Genomic DNA, 26,390 nt, shown 5'->3' on the forward strand with positions numbered 1-26,390 from the left:
TCGACGAGATCTACGAGTCCTTCGAGACCTTCGTGGGCCGGATCGTGCCCGGCGGCACCCTGGTCGTCTCCGCCGACCACGACGGCGCCCGCGAGGCGCCGGTAGGAGTCAGCCCGCGGCGGGGAAGCGCTCCCAGACGCGGTGCGTGCCGAGTTGATCGACCAGCGCGGAGACGGCCCGTTCACCGTCCGTCTCGGTGAACACGCCCGGGGCGTGCGGATCGACCCCCGCCGCCGACCAGAGGGCACGGGCGTCCGCGAGGCCGGCGATCGGCTTGGCGTGCCGGTAGGCCTCGTTCACCAGCAGGACGACCCGGGAGTCGAGCGTCCGCTGGCCGCCCGCGACCGCGCCGGACTTGGCATCCCGTGCCCCCCGGTCATCGGCACCCGGCTCGGGAGCGTGGGCCACCAGGAGCGCGTCGAACTCGACGGACCGGGCGGCGGCGAAGGTCCGCTGCACACCGAGGTCGTCGGCCAGCGGTGCTCCGGTGGGGCCGACGACCAGCGGCAGCAGGCCCGCCGCACGGGCGGCGTCGCGCATGCCGCGGACGACGGCGGGGTCCCCGCCGGGGCCGGCGACGATGCCGAGCACCCGGCCGGTCGCGGGCCACCGCTGCCCGACCTGGGACAGGGCAGGGCTCGGGGTGATGTCGGCCCGCACCGCGGCGCTCGGTGCCGGCAGGCCCAGTCCGGCGGCCACCTCCCGGCAGAGCTCGTCGTCGATCCGCGCCAGGACGGTCAGCACGCGTTCCCTGATCGCCTGCTCGTAGCACTTGGACAGTTCGAAGGTGTAGGCGGCGATCACGTGCTCGCGCTCCACCGGGCTCAGGCTCAGCCAGAACAGTCGGGGCTGGCTGAAGTGGTCGTCGAACGAGGCGGGTGCCTCGCGCACCTTGGCTCCGGCGGCGACCGGGGTGGGGTGCTCCACGAAGGCGTGGTCGGCGGTGCCGGCGAAGAACGGGCAGCCGCCGTCGAGCGAGTTCGGCTTGTACGGCGCGACGCCGGTGTGGACGGCGTCCTGGTGGAAGCCGTCACGGAGCATGTCGTTGACCGGGGCGTGGGTGCGGTTGACCGGGATCTGGGCGAAGTTCGGGCCGCCGAGCCGCGTGATCTGGGTGTCGAGGTAGGAGAACAGGCGGCCGGAGAGCAGCGGGTCGTCGGTGATGTCGATGCCGGGCACGAGGTGGCCCGGGTGGAAGGCGACCTGCTCGGTCTCGGCGAAGTAGTCGGTGGGGTTGGCGTTGAGCGTCATCAGGCCGATCGGCCGGACCGGGGCGAGTTCCTCGGGGACGATCTTGGTCGGGTCGAGCAGGTCGATGCCCTCGAAGGTCTGCTCCGGCGAGTCCGGGAACGTCTGGATGCCGAGCTCCCACTGCGGGAACGCCCCGGCCTCGATCGCGTCCGCCAGGTCCCGGCGGTGGAAGTCGGGGTCCGCGCCGCCGATCAGCTGCGCCTCCTCCCACACCAGCGAGTGCACCCCCGCCTTCGGCTTCCAGTGGAACTTCACCAGGGTGCTCGCGCCCTCGGCGTCGACCAGACGGAAGGTGTGGATCCCGAAGCCCTCCATCATCCGGTAGGAGCGCGGGATGCCGCGGTCGGACATGTTCCACAGGGTGTGGTGGGTGGCCTCGGTGTGCAGGGAGACGAAGTCCCAGAACGTGTCGTGCGCGCTCTGTGCCTGCGGGATCTCCCGGTCCGGGTGCGGCTTGGCGGCATGGACGATGTCAGGGAACTTGATCGCGTCCTGGATGAAGAACACCGGGATGTTGTTGCCGACCAGGTCGAAGACGCCCTGGCCGGTGTAGAACTTGGTGGCGAACCCGCGGGTGTCACGGACCGTGTCCGCCGAGCCGCGCGAACCCAGCACGGTGGAGAACCGCACGAACACCGGTGTCTCCACCCCCTCGGCCAGGAACGCCGCCTTGGTCACCCCCGCCGCCGTGCCGTAGCCCCGGAAGACGCCGTGCGCCGCCGCGCCGCGGGCGTGCACCACGCGCTCCGGGATCCGCTCGTGATCGAAGTGCGTGATCTTCTCGCGCAGGTGGTGGTCCTGCAGCAGCACGGGGCCACGGGGCCCGGCCTTGAGCGAGTGGTCGCCGTCGGGCAGGCGGACGCCCTGCGCCGTGGTCAGGAATCCGCCGTTCTGGGCCCGCGCGGCCTCGGTGCCGGCGGCTCGACCGGTCGCCGACACCGGGGCGGGCGCCTCCTGGTCGGGCTTCGGCGGCAGCGGCGCCCGCGGCTCGGTCGGTTCCGCCACGGACGGCGCCTGCGGACCGGGGGCACCGGGCCCCTGGTCGGTCGGCCGGCGTGCGGGATTGGGCTTGTCCATCAGTACTCCGATCGGAAGACTCGCCCCGCCGGGGGTCGGCGGGGCGCCGGACACTCGATCCGGGCCGTCCCGACGCCCGGGCGCTGTGATCGCGAGGCCGGCCCACCGCCGTCTGCCCGCGTTCGGCGGGAGCACGCGGCCAGAGGCCCGAGAGGGGCCGGCAGTCGCTCGACGATCCTCGCCCGCCGAGTCTCCCCCGCACGCGCCGCCCCGTCCCGCACCGCGTCCGCGGTTCACCCTGGCGCTGCTCCGAACGGGCCGTGGCCGCCGGGTCAGGACGCGCGGGAGCCGGTGGGGGTCAGGTCCGCGACCAGGAGCGCCAGCAGCTCCGCCGGTGCCTCGATGAACCGGTAGTGGCCCCCTTCCAGGAGTTCGAAGGTCGTGTCGCCGCAGGCCGACCAGCCGGCCATCAGGGACGGCGCGATGCCCGTGTCCTCGGTCCAGCCGACCGCGGTGACCGGGCACGGCAGCCGGACCGGCTCGGCGACGTGGTAGCGCTTGTTCATCTCGACGTCGTTGCGCAGGACGCCGAGGTAGAGCGCGAGCAGGCTCGGTTCCAGGGTGCCGCCCAGCTCCGCGACCAGTCCGCGCAGTTCGGCGGCCAGCTCGTCGTCGCTCATGCCGAGGAAGCGGCCGTAGGGGCCGTCCTGCGGCGCGACCTCGGAGGAGACGAACAGCCTGGCCGGGGCCGGGCAGCCCCGCCGGACCAGCCGTACGGCGGTCTCGTACGCCGCCAGCGCGGACCCGCAGTGGCCGAACAGGGCGTAGGGGCGGTCCAGGTACGGGCCCAGCGCTTCGCAGAGGTCGTCGGCCAGCGCCTCGTAGGTGGTGTGGGCGGGCTCGCGCATCCGGTTCTCCCGGCCGGGCGGCTGCACGGGGCAGACCTCGACGCCGTCGACCGACGACGGCCACTGGCGGTACATGCTCGCACCGCACCCGGAGTAGGGCAGGCAGAACAGCCGCGCCGGTGCCACCGGCGACGGCTCGCGCAGGAACCACTTGTTGCGGGTACGGGCCGTCGGAGCGTCCACTGATGACCTTCCGTGTGGGGTTTCTTCTCGGGTGCGCGGCGATGAGGGCGCCGCGGTGACGGCGGCCGGGGCGGCGGCCGCTACCGGGGCCGTGCGGTGATCGGCAGGTGGGTGAAGCCCGCGATGACGTTCGAGCGCATGCGCTGCGGCGCCCCGGCGAGCTCGAACCCGGTGAACCGGCCGAGCAGTTCGGCGAACAGGATCCGCAGGGCCACCCGCGCGACGGTGTGGCCGATGCAGTAGTGCGCGCCGACGCCGAAGGCGATGTGCCTGTTGGGCCGCCGCCGGATGTCGAAGGTGTACGGATCGGCGAACACGCTCTCGTCGCGGTTGGCCGACGCCAGCCAGACGACGACCGCGTCCCCCGCGGGGATCGGCACGCCCCGGACCTCGACGTCCCGGGTGGCGTGGCGCATGAAGTGCTGGGTGGGCGACGCCCATCGCAGGGCCTCCTCCACGCCGCTGCCGAGCAGCTCCGGGTGGGCCGCCCAGTCGTCCGGGACACCGGTCCCGGCCAGTTCGGCCATCGCCGCGACGGGCGGCTGGGCGGTGGTGACGGTCGCGCCGAGCAGCAGGCTGTAGCAGTTGGACACGATCTCGCCCGGCGACAGCCGGCGCCCGTCCAGTTCCATCGTGAGCAGCACGCTGACCAGGTCGTCACCCGGTGCGCGACGGCGCGCGGTGACGAGGTCCTGGAAGTAGGCGAACAGTTCGCGGTGGGCGGTCACCAGGGTGGCCTCGGGTCCGTCGGCGAGCTGGAACTCGGGGTCGTCCGCGGCGATGCAGGCGTGGGCGAGCCGGACCAGCCGCGGCCAGTCCGGTCGCGGCAGCGCCATCATGGTGCCGATCACCGCCATCGGCAGGGTGGCCATGGCGGCCGCGAAGTCGTACGGACCGCCGTCGGCCAGCGGCCGGAGCAGTTCGACGACGACCCCTCGGATGGCCTCCCGGTCGTTCTCCACCGTCTTGATCGACAGCGCCTGTTGCAGCGGGCCGCGCAGGTGCGCGTGCCGGGGCGGGTCGGTCGCGGCCATCTGGCGGCCGCCGGCCGGGTCGCCCTTGCCGAGGAGGTTGAGCAGGGTGCCCTGTTCGGAGGTGAACGCGGCGTGGTCGCGGAGGACCCGGTTGGCCTCGGCGTGGCCGACGATCGACCAGTAGCCGATGTCGCCGACCGGCTGCCAGCTCACCGGGGCCTCGCGGCGCAGCCGTCGCCACGCCTCGTGCGCCCCGCCCGTGCGGTAGAGGTCGGGGTCGATCAGGTCGACCGGCCGCGGGGCGAGGACGGGGCAGCGCGGGGTCGGGGGGACCGCCGTCATCGGGGCCGCTCCTCCCCCGCCGCGTCGGCCGGAACCTCCGCCGCGCCGGCCGGGCTCCCGCTCCCGGCCGGGCCGTCCGCCGGGCCGTCCGCCGGGCCGTCCGGGCGCGAGGTCCGCGTCCGCTCGGTGAGGGCCGCCGCCAGCTCGGCGACGGTCGGCGACATGTACAGGGTCTGCGCGGGGAGGTCCACGTCGAACTCGCGCTGGGTGGCGACCAGGAGGTCGGTGGCCAGCAGGGAGTGTCCGCCGAGGTCGAAGAAGTCGTCGTCGACACCGACCGGTTCGACGCCGAGGACGTCGCCCCACAGGTCGGCCAGCCGCGTCTGCACCTCGGTGCGGGGCGGGACGAACTCGTTGGGCACGTTGCGCGGTACCCGGGTGGCGGTGGGCAGGGCCCGGCGGTCGATCTTGCCGTTGCGGTTCACCGGCAGTTCGGGACGGACGAGGATCGCCCAGGGGATCAGGTAGTCCGGGAGCCTGTCCCGCAGTTCGTGGCGCAGCCGCCGGCCGAGGTCGGCGCTGCCCTCCGGACCGGACTCCGCGGGCACCACGTAGGCCAGCAGCCGGGTGCCGCCCGCAGGGTCGGACTGCGGCAGCACGACCGCGTGCCGTACGCCGGGGAGCCGTTCCAACTCGACCTCGACGGCGCGCGGTTCGGCGCGGTAGCCCTGGACCTTGACCTGGTCGTCCGCGCGTCCCACGAACTCCAGGGTGCCGTCCGGCAGCCGGCGCACGAGGTCGCCGGTCCGGTACATCCGGGCGCCGGGCTCGGTGCCGAACGGATCGGGCAGGAACCGTTCGGCGGTCGCGGCCGGGCGGCCCAGGTAGCCGCGGGCCAGGCCCGCCCCGGCCACGTACAGCTCCCCGCACTCGCCGACGGGCACCGGCCGGAGCCCGTCGTCGAGCACGGCGACCCTGGTGCCGCTGATCGGGCGGCCGATCGGCACGCTCCGCAGCTCCGGGAGGGTGCTGCTGGTCCAGCAGGTCGTGTACGTGGTGTTCTCGGTCGGTCCGTAGCCGTTGGTGAAGAGCAGTTGCGGGTGGCGGGCCAGCAGGTGCCGGACGTGGCCCGGGGAGGCCACGTCGCCCCCGGTGAGGACGTGCCGCACGTCGGCGAACGCCTCTGGGTGGGAGCTCACCATCTGGTGGAGGAGGCCGGTGGTCAGCAGCAGGACCGTCACGCGCTCGGCCCGGACGACGCGCGCCACGTGCTCCAGCGTGATGGCGACCGGGGGGAAGAGGACCAGTCGGCAGCCGTTGACCAGGGGGGCCCAGATCTCGAACGTGGACGCGTCGAAGGCGACCGGCGCGAGGTGGAAGAAGACGTCCCCGGCCCGGATGTCCACCCAGTCCGCGCCCCGGACGAGCCGGTCGATCGCCCGGTGGGGCACGCCGACGCCCTTGGGCTCGCCGGTGGAGCCGGAGGTGTAGCTGACGTAGGCGAGCCGGTCGGGGTCGCAGGGGCGGGCCGGTGCCGCCGACGCGGCGGCGGGCTCCCGCACGGGGCCGCCCTCCGTCACCGTGACGACGGTGCCGGGCAGTTGCCCCCGCCGGGCCTCCCCGGTGATCACCATGCCCGCGCCGGCGTCCTCCAGCAGCAGCGCGTGGCGGGCGGCCGGGTCGTCCGGTTCGAGTCCGAGGTAGGCGCCGCCCGCGATGAGGACGGCGAGCAGGGCCACGATCAGCTCCGGTGACCGGGGCACCAGCACACCGACGACGTCCTCCTGTGCCAGTCCGGCGGCCCGCAGCCGCTCGGCGAGCCGGTTGGCGCGGTCGTTGAGCTGCCGGTAGGTCAGGGTCCGTCCGTCGCAGGTGACGGCGGGCGCGTGCGGGGCCCGCTCCGCCTGTTCGGCGACCAGCTCGTGGATCGCCCGGGCTTCGAACGGCGGCCGTCCGGTGCCGACGAACGCCGGGATGTCGGAGGTGAGGACCGTGTTGGTCAACTGCTTCCCGCTTTCCTGTGCTGAAGGGTGTCCCCGTCGGGGTTGAAGGCGCGACCGCGAGGGCGGTCGCCGCCGGGTGCCGCTGCGGCCGTTTCGGCTGCCGCGGCCGTTGTGACCATTGCGGCCCGTCGTGGCCGGGCCTCAGACCGCCGGCACGTGGAAGAAGGTGTCCCGCGCGGCGATGCGGCCCTGCGGCGTCATCCGGAAGAAGTCCGCGAACCGCAGCTCGACCTCGTCGCCGCCGTGCAGCACGCCGCGGAACAGGCCGTGCACGGCCACCTCGTCATCGGTCGTGACCACGGTGGCCAGGGTGTGCACACCGGAGCGGATCACCCGCTGGTCGCGGTAGAAGCGTTCCAGTTCGGCGTGCCCGACCATGGGCGGGTATCCGGGGCGGTGGTAGCGGGCGTCCGGGGTGAACAGGGCGACCAGTGCGGGTACGTCGCCGGCGTCGACGAGCCGGTAGTACCGGCGGACCTGGGACACCGCCGGTGGCGGGGCCGTCGGGGCTTCCGGTGTCACGGACGGTGTCGTGGGCGGTGTCGCGGGCGGTGCCGGGGTCTCGTCGGATCGGGAAGGGCTGTGGACCATGCCGAAGGTGCTTCCTGTGATCGCCGTCAGGGGGCTCGGAGTCGGGTACGGGGTGAGAGGGCCGGCGCGGCCGCGGCGTCCGGGGCGTCCTCGATCGCTTCGGCCAGGCGCGCCGGCGTGGCCGCCTGGAACAGGGCGCCGAGGGTGATCTCCCGGCCGAACCGCGCCCGCACCCGGTTGACCAGCCGGGTCGCGAGCAGGGAGTTGCCGCCCAGCGCGAAGAAGCCGTCGTCGACGCCCACTTCGGGCCGGCCGAGCACCTCGGCGAACAGCGCGCACACCGCCTGCTCGGCCGGGGTGCGCGGGGCCGGCCCGGCCGGTGCCGGTGCCGGGTCCGGGACGGGCAGCGCGGCCCGGTCGATCTTCCCCCGGGGCGTCAGGGGGAAGGCCTCGAGCGTGACGATCGCCGAGGGCACCATGTAGTCCGGCAGCGCCGCGGCGGCGTGCTCCCGCACCGAGGCCGGATCGAGCGCCCGGTCCCCGGCGGGGACGACGTAACCGATCAGGCGCCTGCCGGGCGAGGCGCCCCGGCCGGCGACCACGGTCGCCTGGGCGACGGCGGGGTGCCCGGCCAGGACCGCCTCGATCTCGCCCAGCTCGATGCGGAAGCCGTGGAGTTTGACCTGCTCGTCCGCGCGGCCGAGGAACTCCAGCTCCCCCTCGGCGTTCCAGCGGACCACATCGCCCGTGCGGTACATCCGCTCCCCCGGTTCGCCGAACGGGCACGGCAGGAACTGGGAGGCCGTCCGGCGGGGGTGGCCGAGGTATCCGCGGGCCACGCCCGGACCGGCGACGTACAGCACGCCGGCCACTCCCGGCGGCACCGGCGACAGCGCCTCGTCCAGGACGTACACCCGCCGGTTGTCCACCGGCCGGCCGAGGGGGACGACGTCGGGCACGGCCCGGCCGGGGCGGAGCACCCGGCGCGTGGTGAACGTGGTGGCCTCGGTCGGGCCGTACCCGGCGACCACCACGGAGTCCGGGCACCGGGCCAGCACGCGCCGGACCGCGTCGGCCGGCACGATGTCGCCGCCGGTCCACACCTGGCCGACCCCGGCCAGCGTGCCGGGGGACTCCTCGGCGAACACCCGGAACAACCCGGCCGTCAGCCAGAGCGCGCCGACCTCGTGCTCGACGATGAGACGGTGGAGGTCCGCGAGCGCCAGCTCGCCGGGCGGGGCCACGACCACCCGGCCCCCGTTGAGCAGCGGCACCCACCACTCGAAGGTGGACGCGTCGAAGGCGTGCGGGGAGTGCGCGAGGACCCGCGGGCCGTCCGCCTCGCGCCAGCAGTGCTGCGCGGTCAGGCTGATGACGTTGCGGTGGCTCAGCGCCACCCCCTTCGGCGTGCCCGTGGACCCCGAGGTGTACAGGACGCAGGCCAGGTGGTCCGGGCGCAGCGGCACGACGGGGTCGGTGGCCGGCTGGTCGGCGAGGCCCGGGTCGGCGTCGACGACGACACCCGGTGTGCCGGGGGACGGCACCTGCTCCCGGGTCGCCCGGTGGGTGAGCAGCACTGCCGCCCCGGTGTCGTCCAGGACGCGGCGCTGGCGGGCCGCCGGGGCCCGGGTGTCCAGCGGCACGTAGGCGCCGCCGGCCTTGCTGACCGCCAGGACCGCGACCACCACGTCGACGGAGCGTTCCATGAGCACGGCCACCGTGCTGTCGCAGCGGACGCCGAGGGCGATGAGCCGGTGGGCCAGCCGGTTGGCCCGGGCGTTCAACTCCGCGTAGGTCAGGGTGGTTTCGCCGCACACCACGGCGGGCGAGTCGGGCGTGCGCGCGACCTCGGCGGCGAAGGCCGACGGCACCGTCGGGTGCGGCAGCGGCCGCGCGGTGCGGTTGGCGGCCACGACGGTCCGGTGCCGTTCCCCGGGCGTGAGGAGGTCGGGCCGGCCGATCGGCCGGTCCGGGTCGGCGGAGGCCACCGCGTCCAGGAACCGGAGGAACCGCCGCTGGTGGGCGGCGAGTTCGGCCTCGGAGTAGAGCGCGGGGTTCGCGTCGACGTCGAGCCGGGGCTCGGTGCCGTCGGAGCGGTCGTAGACGGAGAAGGAGAGGTCCTCGACCGGCCCGTTGGACAGGTTGTGCACGGTGGCCCGGACGCCCGCGAAGTCCAGGTGGTAGTAGAAGGACATGATGTTGACGACGGGCCCGAACAGGACCCGCTCCGACCGGGCCGGATCCAGCTCCCTGCGCAGGTCCTCGCTGCGGTGGCGCTGGTGGCGGCGCAGGGCGGCGACCTCCTCGGCCACCTGCCGCACGAGCGCGGACAGCCCCTGTTCGGGGCGGACGCTCAGCCGCAGCGGCACCACGTTCGCCACCATGCCGGGCACGGCCGGCGCGCCGGAGCCGGTGCGCCCGGTCACCGGCATGCTGAGCACGATGTCCCGCTCGCCGCTGAGACGGTGGAGGTACGCGGCGACCGTCGCGGTGAAGGCGGCGGGCCAGCTCGCCCCGGCGGGTCGCGCGGCCCGCCGCAGCGCGGCCAGGGTGGGCGCGTCGAGGCTGCCGGTCCGGCGCAGAAAGCCGTCCGAGGCGGGTGCCGAGCGGCGGGCGAGGCTGACCGGGTCCGGCCGTCCGGCGAGCCGGCCTGCCCAGAACTCCCGGTCCTGTCGGGGATGTTCGGACGCGCGGTAGGCGGCGTCGTGCTCCAGCAGCAGGCTCAGCGGCCCGAAGGCCGGTCCGGCGCCGGCCCTGCCCTGGACGAGAGCGGTGTAGGTCCTGGCGACGCGGCGCGCGATGAGCGACATGCTGAAGCCGTCGACCACGATGTGGTGGACGCGCTGGTACCAGACGTGGCGGTCCGGCGCGAGGGTGAACAGGGCCTGGCGGAAGAGCGGGCCCCGGGTGAGCCCGACCGGGGTGGACAGGTCCGCCCGCATCCAGCGCTCGGCCGCCCGCAGCGGATCCGGTGCCGATGTGAGGTCGGCGTGGTGCATCGACCAGTCAGGCGACGCGGTGACGACCTGGCGGGGGCCCTCGGCACCGTCGGTGAGGCGGACGCGCAGGGACTCGGTCTCGTCCACCACCCGCCGCACGGCCGTCTCGAACAGCTCCGGGTCGATCGGCCCGGGGATGTCCACGTACTCGCCGGTGTTGTAGGCGGGGCTGTCGGGGCGCAGCTGGTGGGCGAACCAGACGCCGGACTGCGCCGACGACAGCGGCAACTCGGGTCCGTGACTCATCCGAGCTCCTCCAGGACGGCCGACAGCGCGTCGGCGAAGGATGCGACGTGCGGCGGCGACAGCATGTCGTGGTGGTTTCCGGGGACTTCGAGCACGCTCAGCGCCCCCCGGGTGCGGTCCCGCCACCGGGCGGGGTCCACGGCCGGGCCGGCGAGTTCGGGGTGGGTCTCGGCGCTCGTGAACAGGTGGATCGGCGTCCTCAGCCGGGCCGTCGACCGGTAGCGCCGGGCGGCGGCCCCGTTGGCGGTGAACACCCGTGCCATGCGCCGCAGTTGCTCGGTTCGTCCGCGCTCGGGCAGGTGCTCGCCGGCGTGCGCGTCGTGGAACAGCAGGGAGAGGGCCTCCTGCTCGTCGGGTTCGTGGAGGTCCCCGCCCGGCCCGTCGACGGCTCCACCGGTGGACGCGGGCGCTCCGACGTCGATGATCCCGAGGAATTCCGGGGGGTTGCCCTGCTCCTCCAGCAGGCGGGCCATCTCGAAGGCGACCAGCCCGCCGAAGGACCAGCCGGCCAGCAGGTACGGGCCGTCGGGCAGGACGGAGCGCAGCTCCCTCAGGTAGCGTCGCGCCTGCTCCTCGACGGTGGCCAGGGGCGGCTCGTCGGTGTTGTAGCCGACGGCCTCCAGGCCGAGGACGGGCCGGGCACCCCCGGGGGATTCGGCGGGGTGCTCCGCCAGCCGTCCGGCCAGGTGCAGGAAGGAGGACACGTCCCCGCTCTGCGGGTGCACCAGGACCAGCGGCGCCCGGCGCCGGTCCCCTTCGGCCAGCGGGACGAGCAGCCGTCGCAGGGCCCGCGACGCGTCGGGCAGTTCCGCGCACAGCCCCTCGACGGTGGGGTGGCGGAACACCGTGTTGAGCGGCACGGTGACCCCCCACTCCCGCCGGATCGCCTCCACGAGCTCGACCGCCCTGAGGGAGTGCCCGCCCAGGGCGAAGAAGTCGTCCCGGACGCCGACCCTCGGGGTGCCCAGCACCCGCTCCCAGATCCTGGTCATCAGGAGTTCCGGCACGTCCCGCGGCGGGAGCGCGCCGGCCTCGTGGCCGTGGCGGGCGGGCGCGGGCAGGGCCGCGCGGTCCACCTTGCCGTTCGTCGTCAACGGGATCCGGTCGAGCGCGGTCAGCGTCGCGGGCACCATGAACTCGGGCAGGGTCTCGCGCAGGGAGCGGCGCACGTCCGCCAGGTCGCCGGGCCGGTCCTGCCACACCAGGTAGCCGGCCAGTTCGGCGTCCGTCCCGCCGCCCCGCACCGTCACCGCGGCCCTGGCGACACCGGGCCGCGCGCTCAGCGCGGCCTCGATCTCGCCCGGCTCGATGCGGTACCCGCGGATCTTCACCTGCTCGTCGGTGCGGCCGAGGAAGAGCAGGCTGCCGTCGGGCAGGTACCGGGCCAGGTCCCCGGTCCGGTACAGCCGGCCGCCGTCCGCGCCGAAGGGATCGGGCACGAAGCGTTCGGCGGTCAGCCCCGGCCGACCGGCGTACCCGCGGGTGACGCCGACCCCGCCGATGTGGATCTCCCCCGGGACGCCGACGGGCACCGGGGCGCCGGCCGGGTCCAGCAGGTAGATCCGGAGGTTGCCGAGCGGCCGGCCGATCGGAACGGACCCTCCCGGACGGGCGAGGTCCCGGTCGGCGTCCACCCGCCGGGTGACACAGCCGACGGAGGCCTCGGTGGGACCGTAGCCGTTCCACAGGGTGGAGACCCGCTCGAGGAGCCGCCGGGCCAGGGCGGGCTGGAGCGCTTCGCCCACGCAGATCGCCTGGAACCGGCCGCCCGGCCAGCCGCCGTCCAGCAGCAGGAGCCAGGTGGCCGGGGTGGCCATGAGCGTGGTGACGCCGAACTCGCGCATCATCTCCGTCAGGCGCGGGCCGTCGACCGCGACCTCCGACGGGGCGATCACCACGCTGGCGCCCCAGGCCAGCGGCATGAGCACCTGGGGGACGATGACGTCGAAGGAGATCGAGGCCACCGAGGCGACGACGTCGGCGCCGTCGAGGTCCAGCTGCCGGCCGCGGACCACCAGGTAGTTGACCACGCCCTCGTGCGGGACCAGCACGGCCTTGGGGCGTCCGGTCGAACCGGAGGTGTAGATCGAGTACGCCAGGTTGGCGGGCGTCGCGAGCGGCGGCAGCGCGTCCCCGGGCAGGTCCGCGACCAGCGGGGCCTCGGCGTCCAGCCACACCGTCTCGGCGCCGTGCCGCGGCAGCCGGTCGGCCAGGGAGCGCCGGGTGAGCAGCAGCGGCACGTAGGCGTCGGCGAGCATGAACGACATCCGCCGGGCCGGGAGGTCCGGGTCCAGCGGCAGGTAGGCGGCGCCCGACTTGAGGACGGCCAGCAGGGCCACCACCAGGTCCGCCGAGCGCGGCAGGCAGACGCCGACCAGGCGCTCGGGCCGTGCTCCCCTGGCCCGCAGGTGTCGGGCCAGGCGGTTGGCCCGTCGGTCGAGTTCCCGGTAGGTCAGTCGCTCGGTGCCGCAGCGGACCGCCACCGCGTCGGGGGTCAGCCGGGCCCGCTCCTCGACCAGCTCGTGCACGCAGAGGTCGGCGGGGACGGGTTCGTCGGTGGCGTTGGCGGCCACCAGCAGCGCCTCGCGCTCGGCCTCGGTGAGCAGGTCGAGGCGCGAGACGGGACGGTCGGGGTCGTCGGCCGCGGCGCCCAGCAGCCGGAGGTAGTGGCCGACCAGGCGCTCCACGGTCGCGCGGTCGAACAGGCCGGTGTCGAAGGCCACGGTCCCGGTCGTGCCGGCGGGCCCGGCCGGGCCGCTCGGCCGGTCGGCTATCACCAGGCTGAGGTCGACCTTGGCCGTGCCGTTGTCGACCTCCATCGGCTCCACCTCCGCCCCCGCCAGCCGGAGGGAGGCGGTCGGGTCGGACAGGCCGGCGACCATCACCTGGAACAGCGGGTTGCGGTCGAGGCCGCGGGCCGGCCGTAGCTCCTGCACCAGCCGCTCGAACGGCACGTCCTGGTGCGCGTAGGCGTCCAGGGCCGTCCGGCGGACCCGGTCGAGCAGTTCGGCGAAGCCAGGGTCGTCCGCGAGGTCGGTGCGCAGGACCACGGTGTTGATGAACGAGCCCACCAGCTGGTCGAGTTCCGGACGGGCGCGGCCCGCGACCGGTGTGCCGACCGCCACGTCGGACTGCCCGCTGTAGCGGGCGAGCAGGGCCTGGAACCCGGCGAGCATCGTCATGAACATCGTCGCGCCGTGCCGCCGGCCCAACCGCCGCAACCGCTCGGCCAGTTCCTCGGGCACCGTGAAGGTGATCCGCTCGCCCCGGCCCGCGCGGACCGGTCCGCGCGGCCGGTCGGTGGGCAGGTCCAGCGCCGATAGACCGGACAACTGCGCTCGCCAGTAGTCGAGTTGGCTCTGCAGGCGGTCGCCGGAGATCCGGGACCGCTGCCAGTGGGCGAAGTCCGCGTACTGGATCCGCGAGGGCGGCAGCCCGTGCTCGCGGCCTTCCAGCCGGCTCCGGTACATCGCCGACAGGTCGTCCCACAGCAGCGGCATCGACCAGCCGTCGACGGCGATGTGGTGGACGACCACCACCAGGACGTGCTCGTCCTCGTCGACCCGCAGCAGCGAGGCGCGCAGCAGCGGGGCGGCGGCCAGGTCGAACGGGCGCAGGATCTCGGAGTGGACGAGGTCGAGGGCCAGCCGCGTCCGGCGTTCCGCGGGCTCGGTCCGGAGGTCCGTGACGGGCAGGTCGACCGGCCGGGCCGGCTCGACCGAGGGAACGGGGCGCCCGTGCTTCTCGGGGAAGGCGGTCCGCAGCACTTCGTGGCGCCGCACCAGCTCGGTGAGGCCGTGCCCGAGGGCGGCCACGTCCAGCGGGCCGCGCAGCCGGAAGACCTCGTGGACGTTGTACAGCGCCGGGCCGTCGGACAGCCGCTCGACCAGCCACATGCGTTCCTGGGTGAACGACGTCACCCGTTCACCCGCCGGGCGGGGCGGGATCGCGGCCTCCGGCTCGCCCTCGGCGGCCCTGGCGCGGGCGGCGCGGACGCGTCGATCGAGCAGGGCCCGCGCACCGGCCGGCGTGGAACCGGCCCGTGGGCCGGGCTCGGGGTGACTGGGCTCGGGGTGACTGGGCTGTTCCTTCACGGGTGACGGGCCTTTCCGGCGGGGAGCGGGTCCGCCTCGGCGGCGCCGAGGTCGGCCAGCAGCGCCGCGTCGATGCCGTCGGCGAGTTCGGCGACGGTCGGGTGGTAGAAGAGCAGGACGACCGGCAGTTCGAGGTCGAGTGCCCGGCCGAGCCGGGACATGACCTTCGAGGCGAGGAGCGAGTGGCCGCCCAGCTCGAAGAAGTCGCTGTGCACACCGTCCGGGGTGACTCCGAGCACCTCGGCCCAGGTCTCCAGCACGAGGAGTTCGGTCTCGGTCCCGGTTCCGGCGGCGGGAGCGCCGGCCCGGTCGGCGCCGGGCCGCGGACCGGCGGGGCTCGGACCAGCGGGGCGCGGGGTGGGAGCGCCGGGAGCGGCGGGGCTCACCCGGAGGCCGGGTGGGGTCCCCCAGGCCGAGATCGGCCGGTCGGGAGCGCCGACGAGATGGTCGAGCAGCGCCGTGAAGCCCTCGGCGAGCTGCCGCACCGTGTCACGCTCGAAGAGGTCGGCGGCGTAGCGGATCACACCGGAGAGACGATCGCCGAGGTCCGTCAGGGAGACCTCGATGTCGAACTTCGCCACCCCGTTCGGGATCTGATGGGGACTCACCTCCAGGCCCGGCAGGCCGGACGGGATCGAGGGCGGATCCTCCAGCTGGAACATGACGGTGAACAGGGGGTGTTGGCCGAGATCGCGTTCGGGCCGCAGCTCCTGCACCAGCCGCTCGAAGGGGACGTCCTGGTGCGCGTAGGCGTCCACCGCGCACCGCCGCACCCGGGCGAGCACCTCGGTGAAGCCGGGGTCGCCCGACAGGTCGGTGCGCAGGACGAGCGTGTTGACGAAGAAGCCGACCAGCGGCTCCACCTCGATCCGGGTCCGCCCGGAGATCGGGGTGCCCACCGTCACGTCGGCCTGCCCCGTGCAGCGCGCGAGCAGGACCTGGAAGGCGGCCAGCAGCGTCATGAACGGCGTCACCTCGTGGGTGCGCCCCAGTGCGCGGATCCGGTCGGCGAGTTCCGCGGGGATCTCGATGCCGACCTGCTCGCCCCGACCCGACCACACCGCGGGGCGTGGCCGGTCCGTCGGGAGGGCCGACGGGGTCAGGTCGGACAAGTGCTCCCGCCAGTAGGCGAGTTGGCCTTGTAGTGCCGCTCCGTCGAGGTGGCTCCGCTGCCAGTCCGCGAAGTCGGCGTACTGGACGGGCAGGTCCGGCAGGGCGATCGGCCGACCGCCGACGGCGGCGCCGTACGCGGCGGAGAACTCCTGCCACAGCACCGGCAGCGACCAGCCGTCACAGGCGATGTGGTGGATCACCAGGACCAGCAGGTGGTCGTCGGTCGCGACGCGGACCAGTCGGGCCCGCAGCATCGGGGCGGTCCCGAGGTCGAAGGGGGTCGCCAGGTCGGCGGCCACCAGCTCCCGGGCCCGCTGCCAGGCCCGCTCCGCCGGGGTGCGGGTCAGATCGGTGACCGTCGGCACGAAGGTCCCGACCGGCTCCGTGACGTGGCACGGGCCGTCCTCCGAGTCGACGATCCTGCCGCGCAACACCTCGTGGCGCCGCACGACTTCGGTCAGCGCCCGGACGAGCGCCTCCTGGTCCAGCCGGCCACGCAGCCGGACCGCGGTCGGGACGTTGTGGTCGGGCCGGCCCGGCCGCAGCCGGTCGAGGAACCACAGCCGTTGCTGGGCGAAGGACAACGGGGTCGGAGCGTACGAGCTCCGATCGGAGCCAGGCATGACGGATCCACCTTTCACGGCGATCGGGACCGCATAAGCGTCCCGGAAATCCCCTCGCCGATTCGCTGGTTCGCGAACAGTACGGCGGATAGTAGGCAGCTCCCGTCTCACTCCGCAAGACGCGGAAGGGGGTCGGAGGCATCAGGACAATCTTTACGCCAGACCCCGGTAATCCTTATGCGGATTGAACGCACTCGACGGCTAACATCCGCGCGTCCGGCCGCGAGACCGGTCCTGACGTGCAGTCATGGTGCCGATCGGGCACACCACTTCCGTGGACGTGAACCACGTGATAATTCTTCTTTCGCCGGGAAGGCGGCCGGATGGGCCCCTTTCGTGTCGGCCCTTCATTGTTCCGAAAAAGATCGGTGAACCCATTGCATGAACTCATCCGTTGTCCATGGATCCCACCCTGTCGCATGAACTCGGAGAAGTCATGACGCAGCAGCAGAGCCTGGTGGGTTCATTCGTCTCGCACGCCGCCGACCACCCCGGCGATCCGGCCCTGGTGTGGCACGGGGAGGAGACGACCTACCGCGAACTCCACCGGCTGGCCGAGCGGGAGCGCCCGCGGATCGCCCGGCTCGCCCCGGACGAGGACGAGCCGATCGGCATCCCGGCCGCCAAGTCGCCCCCGACGATCGCCCTCGTGCTCGCCTGCCTGCTGGAAGGACGGCGCTTCCTGCTGCTGCCGGCGCCCACGGCGGAGGGGACCGCCTCCCACGCGTCGGCCGAGCGGGCCGGAATCCGGCACGTCCTGTCGCCGGCAGTCCCCCCGGCCCCCGGGCCGGAGGCCCCCGACCGGCGGGCGGAGCCGAGGGCGCCGCGCGCCACCGGAGCCGCCGACACGTCCTTCATGTTCACCACCTCCGGTTCCACCGGGCGGCCGAAGATCGTGCCCCTGAGCACGGGGGCGGTGGACCGCTTCACCACCTGGGCCGGCGAGCGGTTCGGCATCCGCCGGGGGACGACGGTCCTCAACTACGCCCCGCTCACCTTCGACCTGTGCCTGCTGGACGTCTGGACCACGCTCAAGTACGGCGGCCGCGTCGTCCTGGTCGATCCGGCCCGGGCCACCCAACCGGGCCACCTGCTGGACCTGCTGTCCCGCCACGAGGTCCGACTCGTCCAGGCGGTCCCGATGTTCTACCAACTGCTGGTCGACGGGACCGCGCGCAGCGGCCGGCGGTTCGACACCGTCGAGCACGTCGTCTTCACCGGCGACAGCCTGCCCGCCCGTTGCCTGGCCGAGCTTCCGCGCCTGTTCCCCGGCGCGCGGCTGCACAACGTCTACGGCTGCACCGAGACCAACGACAGCTTCCTGCACGAGGTGGACGGCACCGAGCCGGCGGACGGTCCGGTGCCGATCGGGCGTCCGCTGCCCGGAGTCCACGCGCTGATCGTCGGCGCCGACGGCGGGATCGTGACCGGGCCGGGCACCGGCGAACTCCACGTCGCGACGCCCTTCCAGACCGACGGCTACCTGGACCGGGCCCAGGACGCGGACAGGTTCGCGACCCACCACCACGACGGGGAGACGCGACGCTACTTCCGCAGCGGCGACCTCGTCCGGCGGGACGAGGACGGCCGCATCACCCTGGAAGGCCGGAACGACCACCAGGTCAAGGTCCGCGGCACCCGGGTCAACACCCACGAGGTCGAACAGGTGCTGCTCGACCACCCCGAGGTCGTCGAGGCCGCCGTGGTGGCCGTACCCGACCCGGTGGCCGGCCGCCTGCTGCGGAGCGTGGTCCGCCGCGCCCCGGGCAGCCGGCTGAACTCCCTGGCGCTGCGCCGGCACTGCGCACAGCGCCTCCCGCTCACCGCCGTCCCCTCGACCCTGCGGATCGTGGACGACCCGCTGCCCAGGACGTCCACCGGAAAGATCGACCGCAGGCCCGTCGAGCGCGACTGCTCCCCCTCCCAGCCCACCGAAGGATCGGCCACGTGAACCACGCCGCGGTAGTCACCCAGTTCATCATCGAGGAGTTCCTGCCCGACGTCGGCGCGGACGAGCTGGACTCCGACTACGACCTCGTGGACGGCGGGGTCATCGACAGCCTCGGTCTGCTCAAGACGATCGCCTGGCTGGAGGACCGCTTCGACGTGCGCGTCGAGGAGTTCGACCTCGACCCGGACAGCTTCCGCTCCGTCGGCTCGATCAGCAGGTTCATCGAGCAGGCCCAGCCGCAGCGGACGGACGCCCGCTAGTCATGCACGAGGTGCTGCGAGCGCTGATCCGCCGGGACCGCGCCGTCGACCAGGAACTGTGGGGGTCCTTCTGGGACCAGCTGCGGGACGGCGCCCTCCGGCCGGGCGAGTCGGTGGCGCTGCTGTCCTCGCTGTCCACCCGGATGCCCGACCGGGACACGCTGGTCGCGATGCTCCGCTCGCTGGACCAGCGGCGGCCGGCCGTCACCGCGCGGCTGGACGGCACGGCCAACATCGTCGGCACCGGGGGCGGGCCGGCCACCTTCAACATCTCCACGGCGGCGGCCTTCCTCGCCGCGGCCCTGGGCGTCCGCGTCGTCAAGACGGGATCCCGCGCCTACACGAGCACGTGCGGCTCCCACGACCTGCTCGACCGTCTCGGCATCGGAAGGACCGCCTCGTACGAGAGGACCGAGGCCCAGCTGGAACGCTTCGGCATCGCCTTCCCGGGGAACTTCGTCTACCCGCGGGAGGTGGCGCTGCTGGCCCGGAGCATCGTGCCGATGGACCTGCGGACGATCGGCGGGTTCGTCAACTCCGTCGGCCCCTTCCTGGCCGCGGTGCCGGTCTCCGCCCAGCTCGTCGGCGTCTCGGACCGTTCGCTGCTGCCGGCGCTGGGCGAGGTCGCCGCGACCGTCGCCGACCGGAGGATCTGGCTGTGCTCCAACGGGCTGGGAGTCGACGAGCTCGTCGACTCCGTCGACAACCTGGTCCTCAGCAACGACGGCACCGGCCCGATCCGGCTGCCGGCCGAGTCCACCGGCCCCGGGGCCGTGACCGCGACCTCGACCTCGACCTGGACCTCGACCTGGACCTCGACCGCGACCGGCACGATCGCCGGACTGCGGCCGGCCGGGGAGGGGGAGGACGTGGTCGACCACTTCCTCGGCGTGCTCTCCGGAGCGGGCACGGCGCCCGCCACCCGCACCGTCTGCCTGAACGCCGCCGCACTGGCCGTCGCGAGCGGGCTGATCGACGGGTGGCCGGAGGCGATCCGGGCGGCCGGCGAGGCCCTGCGCGGCGGTGCCGCCCGCGACCTCGTCGACCGCCTGCGCGCCCGGCCGGAGCGTGCCCGATGAGCGGGTTCTTCGCCCGCCGGCCGCCGGACCGGCCCGGCCTGGCGGTGTTCCTCAACGCCGGGGACCCATCGCTGCCCGTCCTGGCCGACGTCCTGCGGATGCTCGACGACTGCCGGGTGGACTGCCTGGAGCTGGCGGTGCCCTTCCCGGACTCGGCCACCGACGGGCCCGTCATCCGCCGCTCGGCCCAGCGGGCCCTGGCCGACGGCGTCGGACTCGACGAGGTGCTCGACTTCCTCGGCGGGGTCCTGCCCCGGCTGCGCCACCTGCGGGTGGCACTGCTGGCCGACTGGAGCCACACCGTCAGGGAGCTGACCGTGCCGGGCTTCGTCCGGCGGGTCGCCGACGCCGGCGTCCACGGGCTGCTGGTCCACGGACTGCCGCCGCGCCTGCGGGCCGGCTGCCTCGACGCGGTGCGGGAGGCGGGGCTTCCCCTGGTCGCCACCTGCTACGCCGCGTCGGCGCCCGAGGTGAAGGCCGCCGCCGCCGAGTGCGCCACCGCGTACCTGTACCTGGTGGCCCACTACGGCCGCAGCGGCGGCGGGCTCACGGCCGACCACCGGGAGCTGGCCGCCGCGCTGGCCGCGCTGCGGCCGCGGACCGCCGTACCGATCGCCGTCGGGTTCGGCGTCCGCTCCCGGGCGGACGCCGACCTGCTGCACGGCCTCGGCGCCGACGCCGTCGTCGTGGGCAGCGCCGGGGTCGCCCGGATCGAGCACGCCCTCGCCCGAGGGGCCGACGTGGTCGAGGAGTTCCACACCTTCGTTCAGACCGTTTCACCGCATTCGACAAGCCGCTAGGAGACACACCCGATGATCGTTCGACACCTTGCCGACGTGAAGACCGTGGACTGGGGCAACGGGCTCAGCCGCAGGTTCCTGCTCGAGTCCGACGGCCTGGGCTACACGATGACGGACACCACCGTCCGCGCCGGCACCAAGTCCCGGCTGGAGTACCGCCGCCACCTGGAGGCGTGCTACTGCATCGAGGGGAAGGGCGAGGTCGTGGACACCGACGGCACCTCCCACCCGCTCGAACCGGGCACCCTGTACGCGCTCGACCGGAACGACGCCCACTTCCTGATCGCGAGCCCGGACGAGGACCTCCGGCTGGTGTGCGTGTTCTCGCCCGCGCTGCGCGGCGACGAACGCCACGACCTCGACTCCGCCGAGTTCTCCGAGTACTGACGGGACCGACAGATGATCAGGTGGAACGACGACCAGATCGCCCTGGGCGAGGGGATCGCCCAGTGGTGCGAGGAGCTCAGCTCCGGCCACCTCGAAGGGGACGCCGAAGGAGCCTTCCCGTGGGACAAGTGGAAGCTGATCCAGAGGTCCGGAATCCTCGGCCTGCCCTTCGACGAGCAGTGGGGCGGCCTGGGCCAGGACCTGCTCACCACCATGCACGTGCTCGAACGACTCGGCACCGGATGCCGTGACGGCGGACTGAACTTCTCGGTCGCCACCCACCTGGTCGGCGTCGGGATCCCGCTGCAGCGGTTCGGCTCGCCGGAGCTCAAGGCGCGCCACCTGCCGGGGATCTGCTCGGGCGAGACGATCGGGGCGCACGCGATCAGCGAGACCGAGAGCGGCTCCGACGCGCTGGCGATGAGGACCACGGCCACCCGCGAGGGCGACGCCTTCGTCCTGCGGGGCGGCAAGGCCTTCATCACCAACGGACCGGTGGCCGACGTGTTCGTGGTGTACGCGCGCACCCACCCGAGCAGCGGCCCGCTCAGCGTCACCGCCTTCGTCGTGGAGCGGGACACCCCGGGCCTCGTCATCGGGCCGCCCGTCGCCACCATGGGCCTGCGGACCGCGCCGCTGAGCGAACTGCACTTCGACGACTGCAGGATCCCCGCGTCCGCCGTGATCGGCCGGGTCGGGTCCGGCTTCCTGGTCCTGGACCACGTGATGAAGTGGGAGATCCTCTGCTCCTTCGTCATCAGCACCGGACAGATGCGGTACCGGCTCGACCGCTGCGTCGAGTACGCCAAGGAACGCGTCCAGTTCGGGAGTCCGATCGGCTCGTACCAGTCGGTCTCCCACAAGCTCGTGGAGATGAGCATCGGCCTGGACACCGCGCGCAAGTGGCTCTACGACACGGCGGTCCGGCTGACGGCGGGCGAGAACGTCACACGGGACATCGCCGTCAGCAAACTCCTCGCCAGCGAGAGCAACCTCTCCTCCGCGCTGGCCGCCGTGCAGATCTTCGGCGGCAGCGGCTACCTGGCCGAGTACGGGCTGGAGAAGGACCTGCGCGACGCGGTCGCCGGCCCGATCTACTCGGGCACCTCGGAGATCCAACGCAACCGTGTCGCCGCCATGTTGGGACTGTGACGCCCGATGCTGCTCAAGATCTGCGGAGCCGCCTCGGCCGAGGACGTGGCATCGCTCGACCGGGCCGGAGCCGACCTCGTCGGCCTGTGGCACGGCGTTCCGGGCGGCCGCGCCGAACTGACGCTCCGTCAACTCACCACGGTCGCGCACGCCGTACACCGAACGGCGCGGCTGCGTCCGGTCCTCGTGACCTTCCTCGACGACGCCGGGGCGATTCGCACCGCGACGGGCGCCGGGCGGGTGCCGTGGGTCCAACTGCACGGCTACCAGCCGCCGGGACTGGTCCGCGCCCTGAAGAGCACCACGGACCTCACCGTGGTCAAGGTGCTGCACCTGGGTGCGGACACCCGCGCGGAGCGGTCGCTGATCCCGGCCTACGAGCGGGCGGGAACGGACCTCTTCCTGCTGGACGCGGTGGCCGGCGACGGCCGGATCGGCAGTACCGGGCGACCGGCCGACCGCGAGGCCGTCCTCGGGATCGCCGACCGCCTCTCCCGCCCCTTCCTGCTGGCCGGCGGCATCTCGGCCGACAACCGGGAGGACTACCGGGCGGTCGTGGACCACCCCCTGTTCCTGGGCGTCGACGTGGACACCGCGGCCAGGGACCCGGACGGACGGCTGAGCACCGACCGGATCACGGCCGTGCGGCGCGGCTGGCGGGTGCCGGACGGCGCCGGGGCTGCCGGAGGATCCGGATGACGGCCGCCTTCATCGAGGCGCTGCTGGACGCCCGCCGACCGGTGATCATGGAGCTCAAGCGCCAGGACGCCGCCGGGCGCGACCTGTTCGGCGGCAGGTCCGCCGCCCGGCTGGTCGCCGACTACCGGGACGCCGGCGCACCCTGCCTGTCGGTGGTGACCGGGCGGTGGTTCGGCGGCACCCCGGAGCTGCTGCGCGAGGTCGTGGAGGCGACGGACCTGCCCGTCCTGCAGAAGGACTTCATCACCCGCCGCGGCCAACTGCGCGAGGCCCGCGAGAACGGCGCGTCCGCCGTCCTGCTGACCGCCGCGCTGCTGCCGCGCGCCACCCTGGGCCACCTGGTCGAGCACGGCCTGCGCCTGGGCCTGACCCCGTTCGTCGAGGTCACCACCGAGGAGGAGATCAGCCGCGTACCGCGCGCCGAGGAGTGCGTGGTCGCGGTGAACAACAAGGACATCACCGACCGCGAGCGCGGCGCGGGCGACCTCGGGCGGAGCTCGTCGCTCCTGCCCGCGGTGCTGCGCGGCGGCACCCGGTGCCCGGTCAGCGCCGGAGCCGTCCGCTCCCCCGACGACGCCGCCCGCCTCCTCGACGAGGGCTTCGCCGGCGTGCTCATCGGCACGGGCCTGCTGCGCGCCCCCAGCCTGCCGGCCTGGCTGGACGGCCTCGACGCCCGCCTCGCCACCCACCTCGCCGCCCGTCGCGGCACCCGCCCCGACGCCGGCCACGAACCGGCTCCACTCTCCGCCGCCCGGCGGACCCCTTGAGCACCGACAACCGGAGGTAACGGCATGACCAGCACGACACCCGAGCAGTGGAAGGTCGTCGTCAACGACGAGGAGCAGTACTCGATCTGGTCCGCCGACCGCGAGACGCCGGCGGGCTGGCACGAGGCCGGCGTCCGGGGCGCCAAGGACGACTGCCTCGCGCACATCGAACGCGTGTGGACCGACATGCGCCCCCGCAGCCTGCGCCTGCGGTCCGTCCCGGAGGAGGGTGCGCGGTGAGCCCCGCGCTCGCGCCGCACGGCGCGCGCCCGGCTTCCGCGCCCGTGCTCTCCACCACCCTGAACCTCCCGGAGTGCCGGGCCCGCGGCTGGGTCGTCGTCGACTCCATGGTCGACGGCCTGGCCATGGGCGGCACCAGGATGACCCCGACGGTGACCGAGCAGGAGCTGGCCGGGCTCGCCAGGGCGATGACCCACAAGCTGGCACTGGTCGGCCTGCCCATCGGCGGCGCCAAGGCCGGCATCGCCCCCGATCCGGACGCCGCCGTCGAACGGCAGGAGGTGATGCGGGGGTTCGGCCGCGCCGCGGCCCCCCTGCTGCACGGCGGGGTGTACCTGGGCTGCGACCAGGGCACCACCTACGCCGACCGGCGGCTGGCCTTCGAGGCCGCCGGGTACGACGTCACCCGCCGCCCCGGCACCACCCGCCTCACCGTCGGCTGGGCCGAACTGTGGGACCACATGGCCGACATCACCGGCTACGGCGTGGCCGTCGCGGTGCTCGGCGCCCTGCGGGCCTCCGGTGCGCGGACCCCGCAGCGCGTCGCGATCCAGGGCTTCGGCACCGTCGGGCGCGCGGTCGCCGCCCACCTCGCCGCCCACGGCCACCTGGTGGTAGCGGTGGCCGACGTCCGGGGCACCGTCGAGGACCAGCAAGGACTGCCCGTCGCCGAACTCACCGCGCTCACCAGCAGCGACGGCACCATCGACCGCAGCCGGCTGCCCGCCCGGGTCACGGCCCACGGGCCCGGGCGGGCGTGGCTGCACGTCGACGCCGACGTGCTGGTGCTGGCCGCGTCCGCCTCCGCCGTCGACGAGGAGGCGGTCCCGGAGGTCCGGGCCCGCCTGGTGGTCGAGGGCGGGAACCTGAGCTGCACCGCACCGGCCCGCCGGCTGCTGCGCGAGGCCGGCCACACCGTCCTGCCGGACGTGGTCGTCAACGTCGGCGGGGCGGCGGCGACCGGGTGCGTGCTCACCGGCCTGGCCCCGTCCGACCTGCCGCTCCCGCGGCTGTCCGCGTGGCTGCGCGACTGGGTCTCCGGCAGGGTCGCCCGGAACTGCGAGCTGGTGCAGGAGCTGAGCGCCTCGGGCAGCGCCGACCCGGTCACCCAGCTCCTCGGTTCGCTGCCGGCCCGGGCCGGCGCCTCCGCACCGGAGGTGCCGGCCGAGCGGTGACCGGGCCGGCGGACGCGCCCTCGCGCCGGGCCGCTCATCGCGGAACCGCGGCGAGCGGCCCGGCGCGGCCCTCGCCGCCTCCGGCCCGCCGTCCGGCTGCCGCCTCCGCACCCGCCGCGCGGCGGCGCAGCCGGCCTGCGCCGAGGTCCGGCCGTCGCGGACCGCCTCCTGCCCCGGCGACCTCCTGGCCGCCCACCGCTCCCCCGGCGGCCCGCACCTCCCGGGTGAGGCCGTACCGCGGACCGGGTTCCTCCCGTAGCGTCGTCCTTCCACCGCGGGGACCCGCGGTGCACGAAGGGGAGGATTCCATGAACCCGCTTGTCTCGACGGCCCGTTGGCTGGGCTCCCTGGCGGTGGCGGGGGCGCTGCTGCTCACCGGGACCGGCACCGCCGGCGCCGTCGGCGGCACGTCCGGCAGCATGTCCGGCGGCACGTCCGGCGGACCGGTGGCGGGCGTCCCGCAGACCGTCGAACTGGACTCGTCACCCGCCTCGGTGGCCGTCAGCCCGGACGGGCGCAGGGCCTACGTCGCGGTGAAGGACACCACCAACGGCGCGAAGGTGAAGGTGGTCGACACCCAGAGCGGCGCGGTCACCGCGGTGGTGACCCTGTCCACCGGGTTCGGGGCCGGTCCGGGGCCGCTGGCCGTCAGCCCGGACGGCTCACGCGTCCACGTGCTGTTCTCGACCGCCCGCAAGGCACCGCTGTCCGTCCTGGGCACCATCGACACGGCCACCGGCACCGTCGTCTCCAGCACGGCGGCACCGGACCAGCCGCGACCCGACGGCACCCTCCCCGGGGCCCTCACCTCGCTGGCGGTCGGCCCGGACGGCGCCACCGTCTACGTCGGCCAGGACGGACCGGCCCGCTACCACCGCCCGGCCGAACCGGGCGCCCGGGTCCTGTCCTTCTCCCCGCAGCAGCAGGCCTTCACCGCCGCCGTGCCGGTACCCGGCCGCTACCTCGGCTCGATCGTCACGGCTCCGAACGGTGACACCGCGTACACCGCCACCGACGAGAACCTGGTCCGGCTGGACACCGGCACCGGGACCCCGACCGTCGCGGGAACCACCCCCGCCCCGATCGGCGCCGTCCCTAGCCTGGCCCTCTCCCCGGACGGCACCCGCCTCTACGGCGTGGGGAACAACGGCACCGGATACGCCGTCGACCTCGCCACCGACACCCTCGCCACCCTCGACATCGCCCCGGGCCAGTGGCTGCAGAACCCCTCGGTGGCCGCGGACGGCACCCGGCTGTACATGCTCCAGCAGGACCTCACCAGCTCCGACGGCAAGGCCTCGATCCTCGCTCTGGACACCGCGACCGGCGCCCTCGTCCCCGGCGAGGAGATCACCGGCCTCGCCTGGGTGACCGCCCTGGCCCTCGGCCCCGACGCCCACACCTTCTACCTCGCCGTCAATTCCACCCTGCGGATCCTCGCCCTCTGACCGGGCCCGCGCCGCCCCGCCCCGCCGCCGGGGCGGGGTGGCCGCGTCGGGCGGGGGCGGCCCCTGGAACACCTACCGCCCGGTACGGGGAGGAGGCCGTCGGAGGCCCGGGCCCGGGAACGAGCAGGCGCGTCTCCCCTGTGGACGTAATGAACGATTGTGTTCCCTATGTCCCGGGGATACCGTCGGTAGTGGTGAATGAATCCGT

Annotated in this window: 19 protein-coding genes; 11 read left to right on the top strand and 8 right to left on the bottom strand. The window is 74.2% G+C overall.

Going from position 1 to position 26,390, the window contains the following annotated elements; genetic code table 11:
• Positions 1-108: 108 nt before the first annotated feature.
• The 8 genes from ACWD4P_RS22820 to ACWD4P_RS22855 form a co-directional block, all read right to left on the bottom strand.
• The gene (locus ACWD4P_RS22820; RefSeq protein WP_449780836.1) at positions 109-2,328 is read right to left on the bottom strand and encodes a catalase; all 2,220 of its coding nucleotides are present in this window, start codon (positions 2,326-2,328) and stop codon (positions 109-111) included.
• A 272-nt stretch (positions 2,329-2,600) separates the two neighbouring features.
• Positions 2,601-3,359, bottom strand: a complete 759-nt coding sequence (locus ACWD4P_RS22825) for a thioesterase II family protein (RefSeq protein WP_449780837.1) — start codon at positions 3,357-3,359, stop codon at positions 2,601-2,603.
• An 80-nt stretch (positions 3,360-3,439) separates the two neighbouring features.
• On the bottom strand, positions 3,440-4,675 hold the full coding sequence (locus tag ACWD4P_RS22830) for a cytochrome P450 (protein WP_449780838.1): 1,236 nt from the start codon (positions 4,673-4,675) through the stop codon (positions 3,440-3,442).
• Positions 4,672-6,618, bottom strand: a complete 1,947-nt coding sequence (locus ACWD4P_RS22835) for an amino acid adenylation domain-containing protein (RefSeq protein WP_449780839.1) — start codon at positions 6,616-6,618, stop codon at positions 4,672-4,674. Before ACWD4P_RS22835 ends, ACWD4P_RS22830 begins: the two co-directional genes overlap by 4 nt.
• Positions 6,619-6,759: 141 nt before the next feature.
• Positions 6,760-7,140, bottom strand: a complete 381-nt coding sequence (locus ACWD4P_RS22840; RefSeq protein ID WP_359828545.1) for a nuclear transport factor 2 family protein — start codon at positions 7,138-7,140, stop codon at positions 6,760-6,762.
• Positions 7,141-7,235: 95 nt separating this feature from the next.
• Positions 7,236-10,394 carry an amino acid adenylation domain-containing protein gene (locus ACWD4P_RS22845; protein WP_449780840.1) on the bottom strand — a complete coding sequence of 1,053 codons (3,159 nt, stop codon included), beginning with the start codon at positions 10,392-10,394 and terminating at the stop codon, positions 7,236-7,238.
• Positions 10,391-14,488 (bottom strand): non-ribosomal peptide synthetase, encoded by a 4,098-nt coding sequence (locus ACWD4P_RS22850; protein WP_449780841.1) that lies wholly within the window; start codon positions 14,486-14,488, stop codon positions 10,391-10,393. The genes ACWD4P_RS22845 and ACWD4P_RS22850 overlap by 4 nt, the downstream gene beginning before the upstream one ends.
• Positions 14,485-16,224 (bottom strand): condensation domain-containing protein, encoded by a 1,740-nt coding sequence (locus ACWD4P_RS22855; RefSeq protein WP_449780842.1) that lies wholly within the window; start codon positions 16,222-16,224, stop codon positions 14,485-14,487. The genes ACWD4P_RS22850 and ACWD4P_RS22855 overlap by 4 nt, the downstream gene beginning before the upstream one ends.
• Before the next feature lie 436 nt (positions 16,225-16,660).
• On the opposite strand from ACWD4P_RS22855, the gene ACWD4P_RS22860 reads away from it, so the two are divergent.
• From ACWD4P_RS22860 to ACWD4P_RS22910, 11 genes are all read left to right on the top strand, one after another.
• Entirely contained in the window at positions 16,661-18,175 is a 1,515-nt protein-coding gene (locus ACWD4P_RS22860; RefSeq protein ID WP_449780843.1) for an AMP-binding protein, read from the top strand.
• Positions 18,172-18,435, top strand: a complete 264-nt coding sequence (locus ACWD4P_RS22865) for a phosphopantetheine-binding protein (RefSeq protein ID WP_359829207.1) — start codon at positions 18,172-18,174, stop codon at positions 18,433-18,435. Before ACWD4P_RS22860 ends, ACWD4P_RS22865 begins: the two co-directional genes overlap by 4 nt.
• 2 nt (positions 18,436-18,437) lie before the next feature.
• Positions 18,438-19,514 carry an anthranilate phosphoribosyltransferase gene (locus ACWD4P_RS22870; RefSeq protein WP_449780844.1) on the top strand — a complete coding sequence of 359 codons (1,077 nt, stop codon included), beginning with the start codon at positions 18,438-18,440 and terminating at the stop codon, positions 19,512-19,514.
• A complete protein-coding gene (trpA, locus tag ACWD4P_RS22875; protein ID WP_449780845.1) occupies positions 19,511-20,314 on the top strand; it encodes a tryptophan synthase subunit alpha in 804 nt (267 codons plus the stop codon). Before ACWD4P_RS22870 ends, trpA begins: the two co-directional genes overlap by 4 nt.
• Positions 20,315-20,326: 12 nt before the next feature.
• Positions 20,327-20,701, top strand: coding sequence for an ectoine synthase (locus tag ACWD4P_RS22880; RefSeq protein ID WP_359829210.1), 375 nt, complete (start codon positions 20,327-20,329; stop codon positions 20,699-20,701).
• A 12-nt stretch (positions 20,702-20,713) separates the two neighbouring features.
• On the top strand, positions 20,714-21,853 hold the full coding sequence (locus ACWD4P_RS22885) for an acyl-CoA dehydrogenase family protein (RefSeq protein ID WP_449780846.1): 1,140 nt from the start codon (positions 20,714-20,716) through the stop codon (positions 21,851-21,853).
• Positions 21,854-21,859: 6 nt separating this feature from the next.
• Positions 21,860-22,552 carry a phosphoribosylanthranilate isomerase gene (locus ACWD4P_RS22890; protein WP_449780847.1) on the top strand — a complete coding sequence of 231 codons (693 nt, stop codon included), beginning with the start codon at positions 21,860-21,862 and terminating at the stop codon, positions 22,550-22,552.
• On the top strand, positions 22,549-23,319 hold the full coding sequence (locus ACWD4P_RS22895) for an indole-3-glycerol-phosphate synthase (protein WP_449780848.1): 771 nt from the start codon (positions 22,549-22,551) through the stop codon (positions 23,317-23,319). Before ACWD4P_RS22890 ends, ACWD4P_RS22895 begins: the two co-directional genes overlap by 4 nt.
• Before the next feature lie 24 nt (positions 23,320-23,343).
• The gene (locus ACWD4P_RS22900; protein WP_359829214.1) at positions 23,344-23,559 is read left to right on the top strand and encodes an MbtH family protein; all 216 of its coding nucleotides are present in this window, start codon (positions 23,344-23,346) and stop codon (positions 23,557-23,559) included.
• Entirely contained in the window at positions 23,556-24,734 is a 1,179-nt protein-coding gene (locus ACWD4P_RS22905) for a Glu/Leu/Phe/Val dehydrogenase dimerization domain-containing protein (protein ID WP_449780849.1), read from the top strand. The genes ACWD4P_RS22900 and ACWD4P_RS22905 overlap by 4 nt, the downstream gene beginning before the upstream one ends.
• Positions 24,735-25,042: 308 nt before the next feature.
• Positions 25,043-26,182, top strand: a complete 1,140-nt coding sequence (locus tag ACWD4P_RS22910; RefSeq protein ID WP_449780850.1) for a hypothetical protein — start codon at positions 25,043-25,045, stop codon at positions 26,180-26,182.
• Positions 26,183-26,390: the final 208 nt, after the last annotated feature.

Source organism: Kitasatospora sp. NPDC002543 (assembly GCF_053594915.1).

Bases quoted from the DNA above. Each gene is read 5' to 3' on its own strand.
- ACWD4P_RS22895 (WP_449780848.1), top strand. From the start codon at position 22,549: ATGACGGCCGCCTTCATCGAGGCGCTGCTGGACGCCCGCCGACCGGTG.
- ACWD4P_RS22880 (WP_359829210.1), top strand. From the start codon at position 20,327: ATGATCGTTCGACACCTTGCCGACGTGAAGACCGTGGACTGGGGCAAC.
- ACWD4P_RS22900 (WP_359829214.1), top strand. From the start codon at position 23,344: ATGACCAGCACGACACCCGAGCAGTGGAAGGTCGTCGTCAACGACGAG.
- trpA (WP_449780845.1), top strand. From the start codon at position 19,511: ATGAGCGGGTTCTTCGCCCGCCGGCCGCCGGACCGGCCCGGCCTGGCG.
- ACWD4P_RS22890 (WP_449780847.1), top strand. From the start codon at position 21,860: ATGCTGCTCAAGATCTGCGGAGCCGCCTCGGCCGAGGACGTGGCATCG.
- ACWD4P_RS22885 (WP_449780846.1), top strand. From the start codon at position 20,714: ATGATCAGGTGGAACGACGACCAGATCGCCCTGGGCGAGGGGATCGCC.
- ACWD4P_RS22845 (WP_449780840.1), bottom strand. From the start codon at position 10,394: ATGAGTCACGGACCCGAGTTGCCGCTGTCGTCGGCGCAGTCCGGCGTC.
- ACWD4P_RS22910 (WP_449780850.1), top strand. From the start codon at position 25,043: ATGAACCCGCTTGTCTCGACGGCCCGTTGGCTGGGCTCCCTGGCGGTG.
- ACWD4P_RS22860 (WP_449780843.1), top strand. From the start codon at position 16,661: ATGACGCAGCAGCAGAGCCTGGTGGGTTCATTCGTCTCGCACGCCGCC.
- ACWD4P_RS22870 (WP_449780844.1), top strand. From the start codon at position 18,438: ATGCACGAGGTGCTGCGAGCGCTGATCCGCCGGGACCGCGCCGTCGAC.
- ACWD4P_RS22830 (WP_449780838.1), bottom strand. From the start codon at position 4,675: ATGACGGCGGTCCCCCCGACCCCGCGCTGCCCCGTCCTCGCCCCGCGG.
- ACWD4P_RS22855 (WP_449780842.1), bottom strand. From the start codon at position 16,224: ATGCCTGGCTCCGATCGGAGCTCGTACGCTCCGACCCCGTTGTCCTTC.
- ACWD4P_RS22820 (WP_449780836.1), bottom strand. From the start codon at position 2,328: ATGGACAAGCCCAATCCCGCACGCCGGCCGACCGACCAGGGGCCCGGT.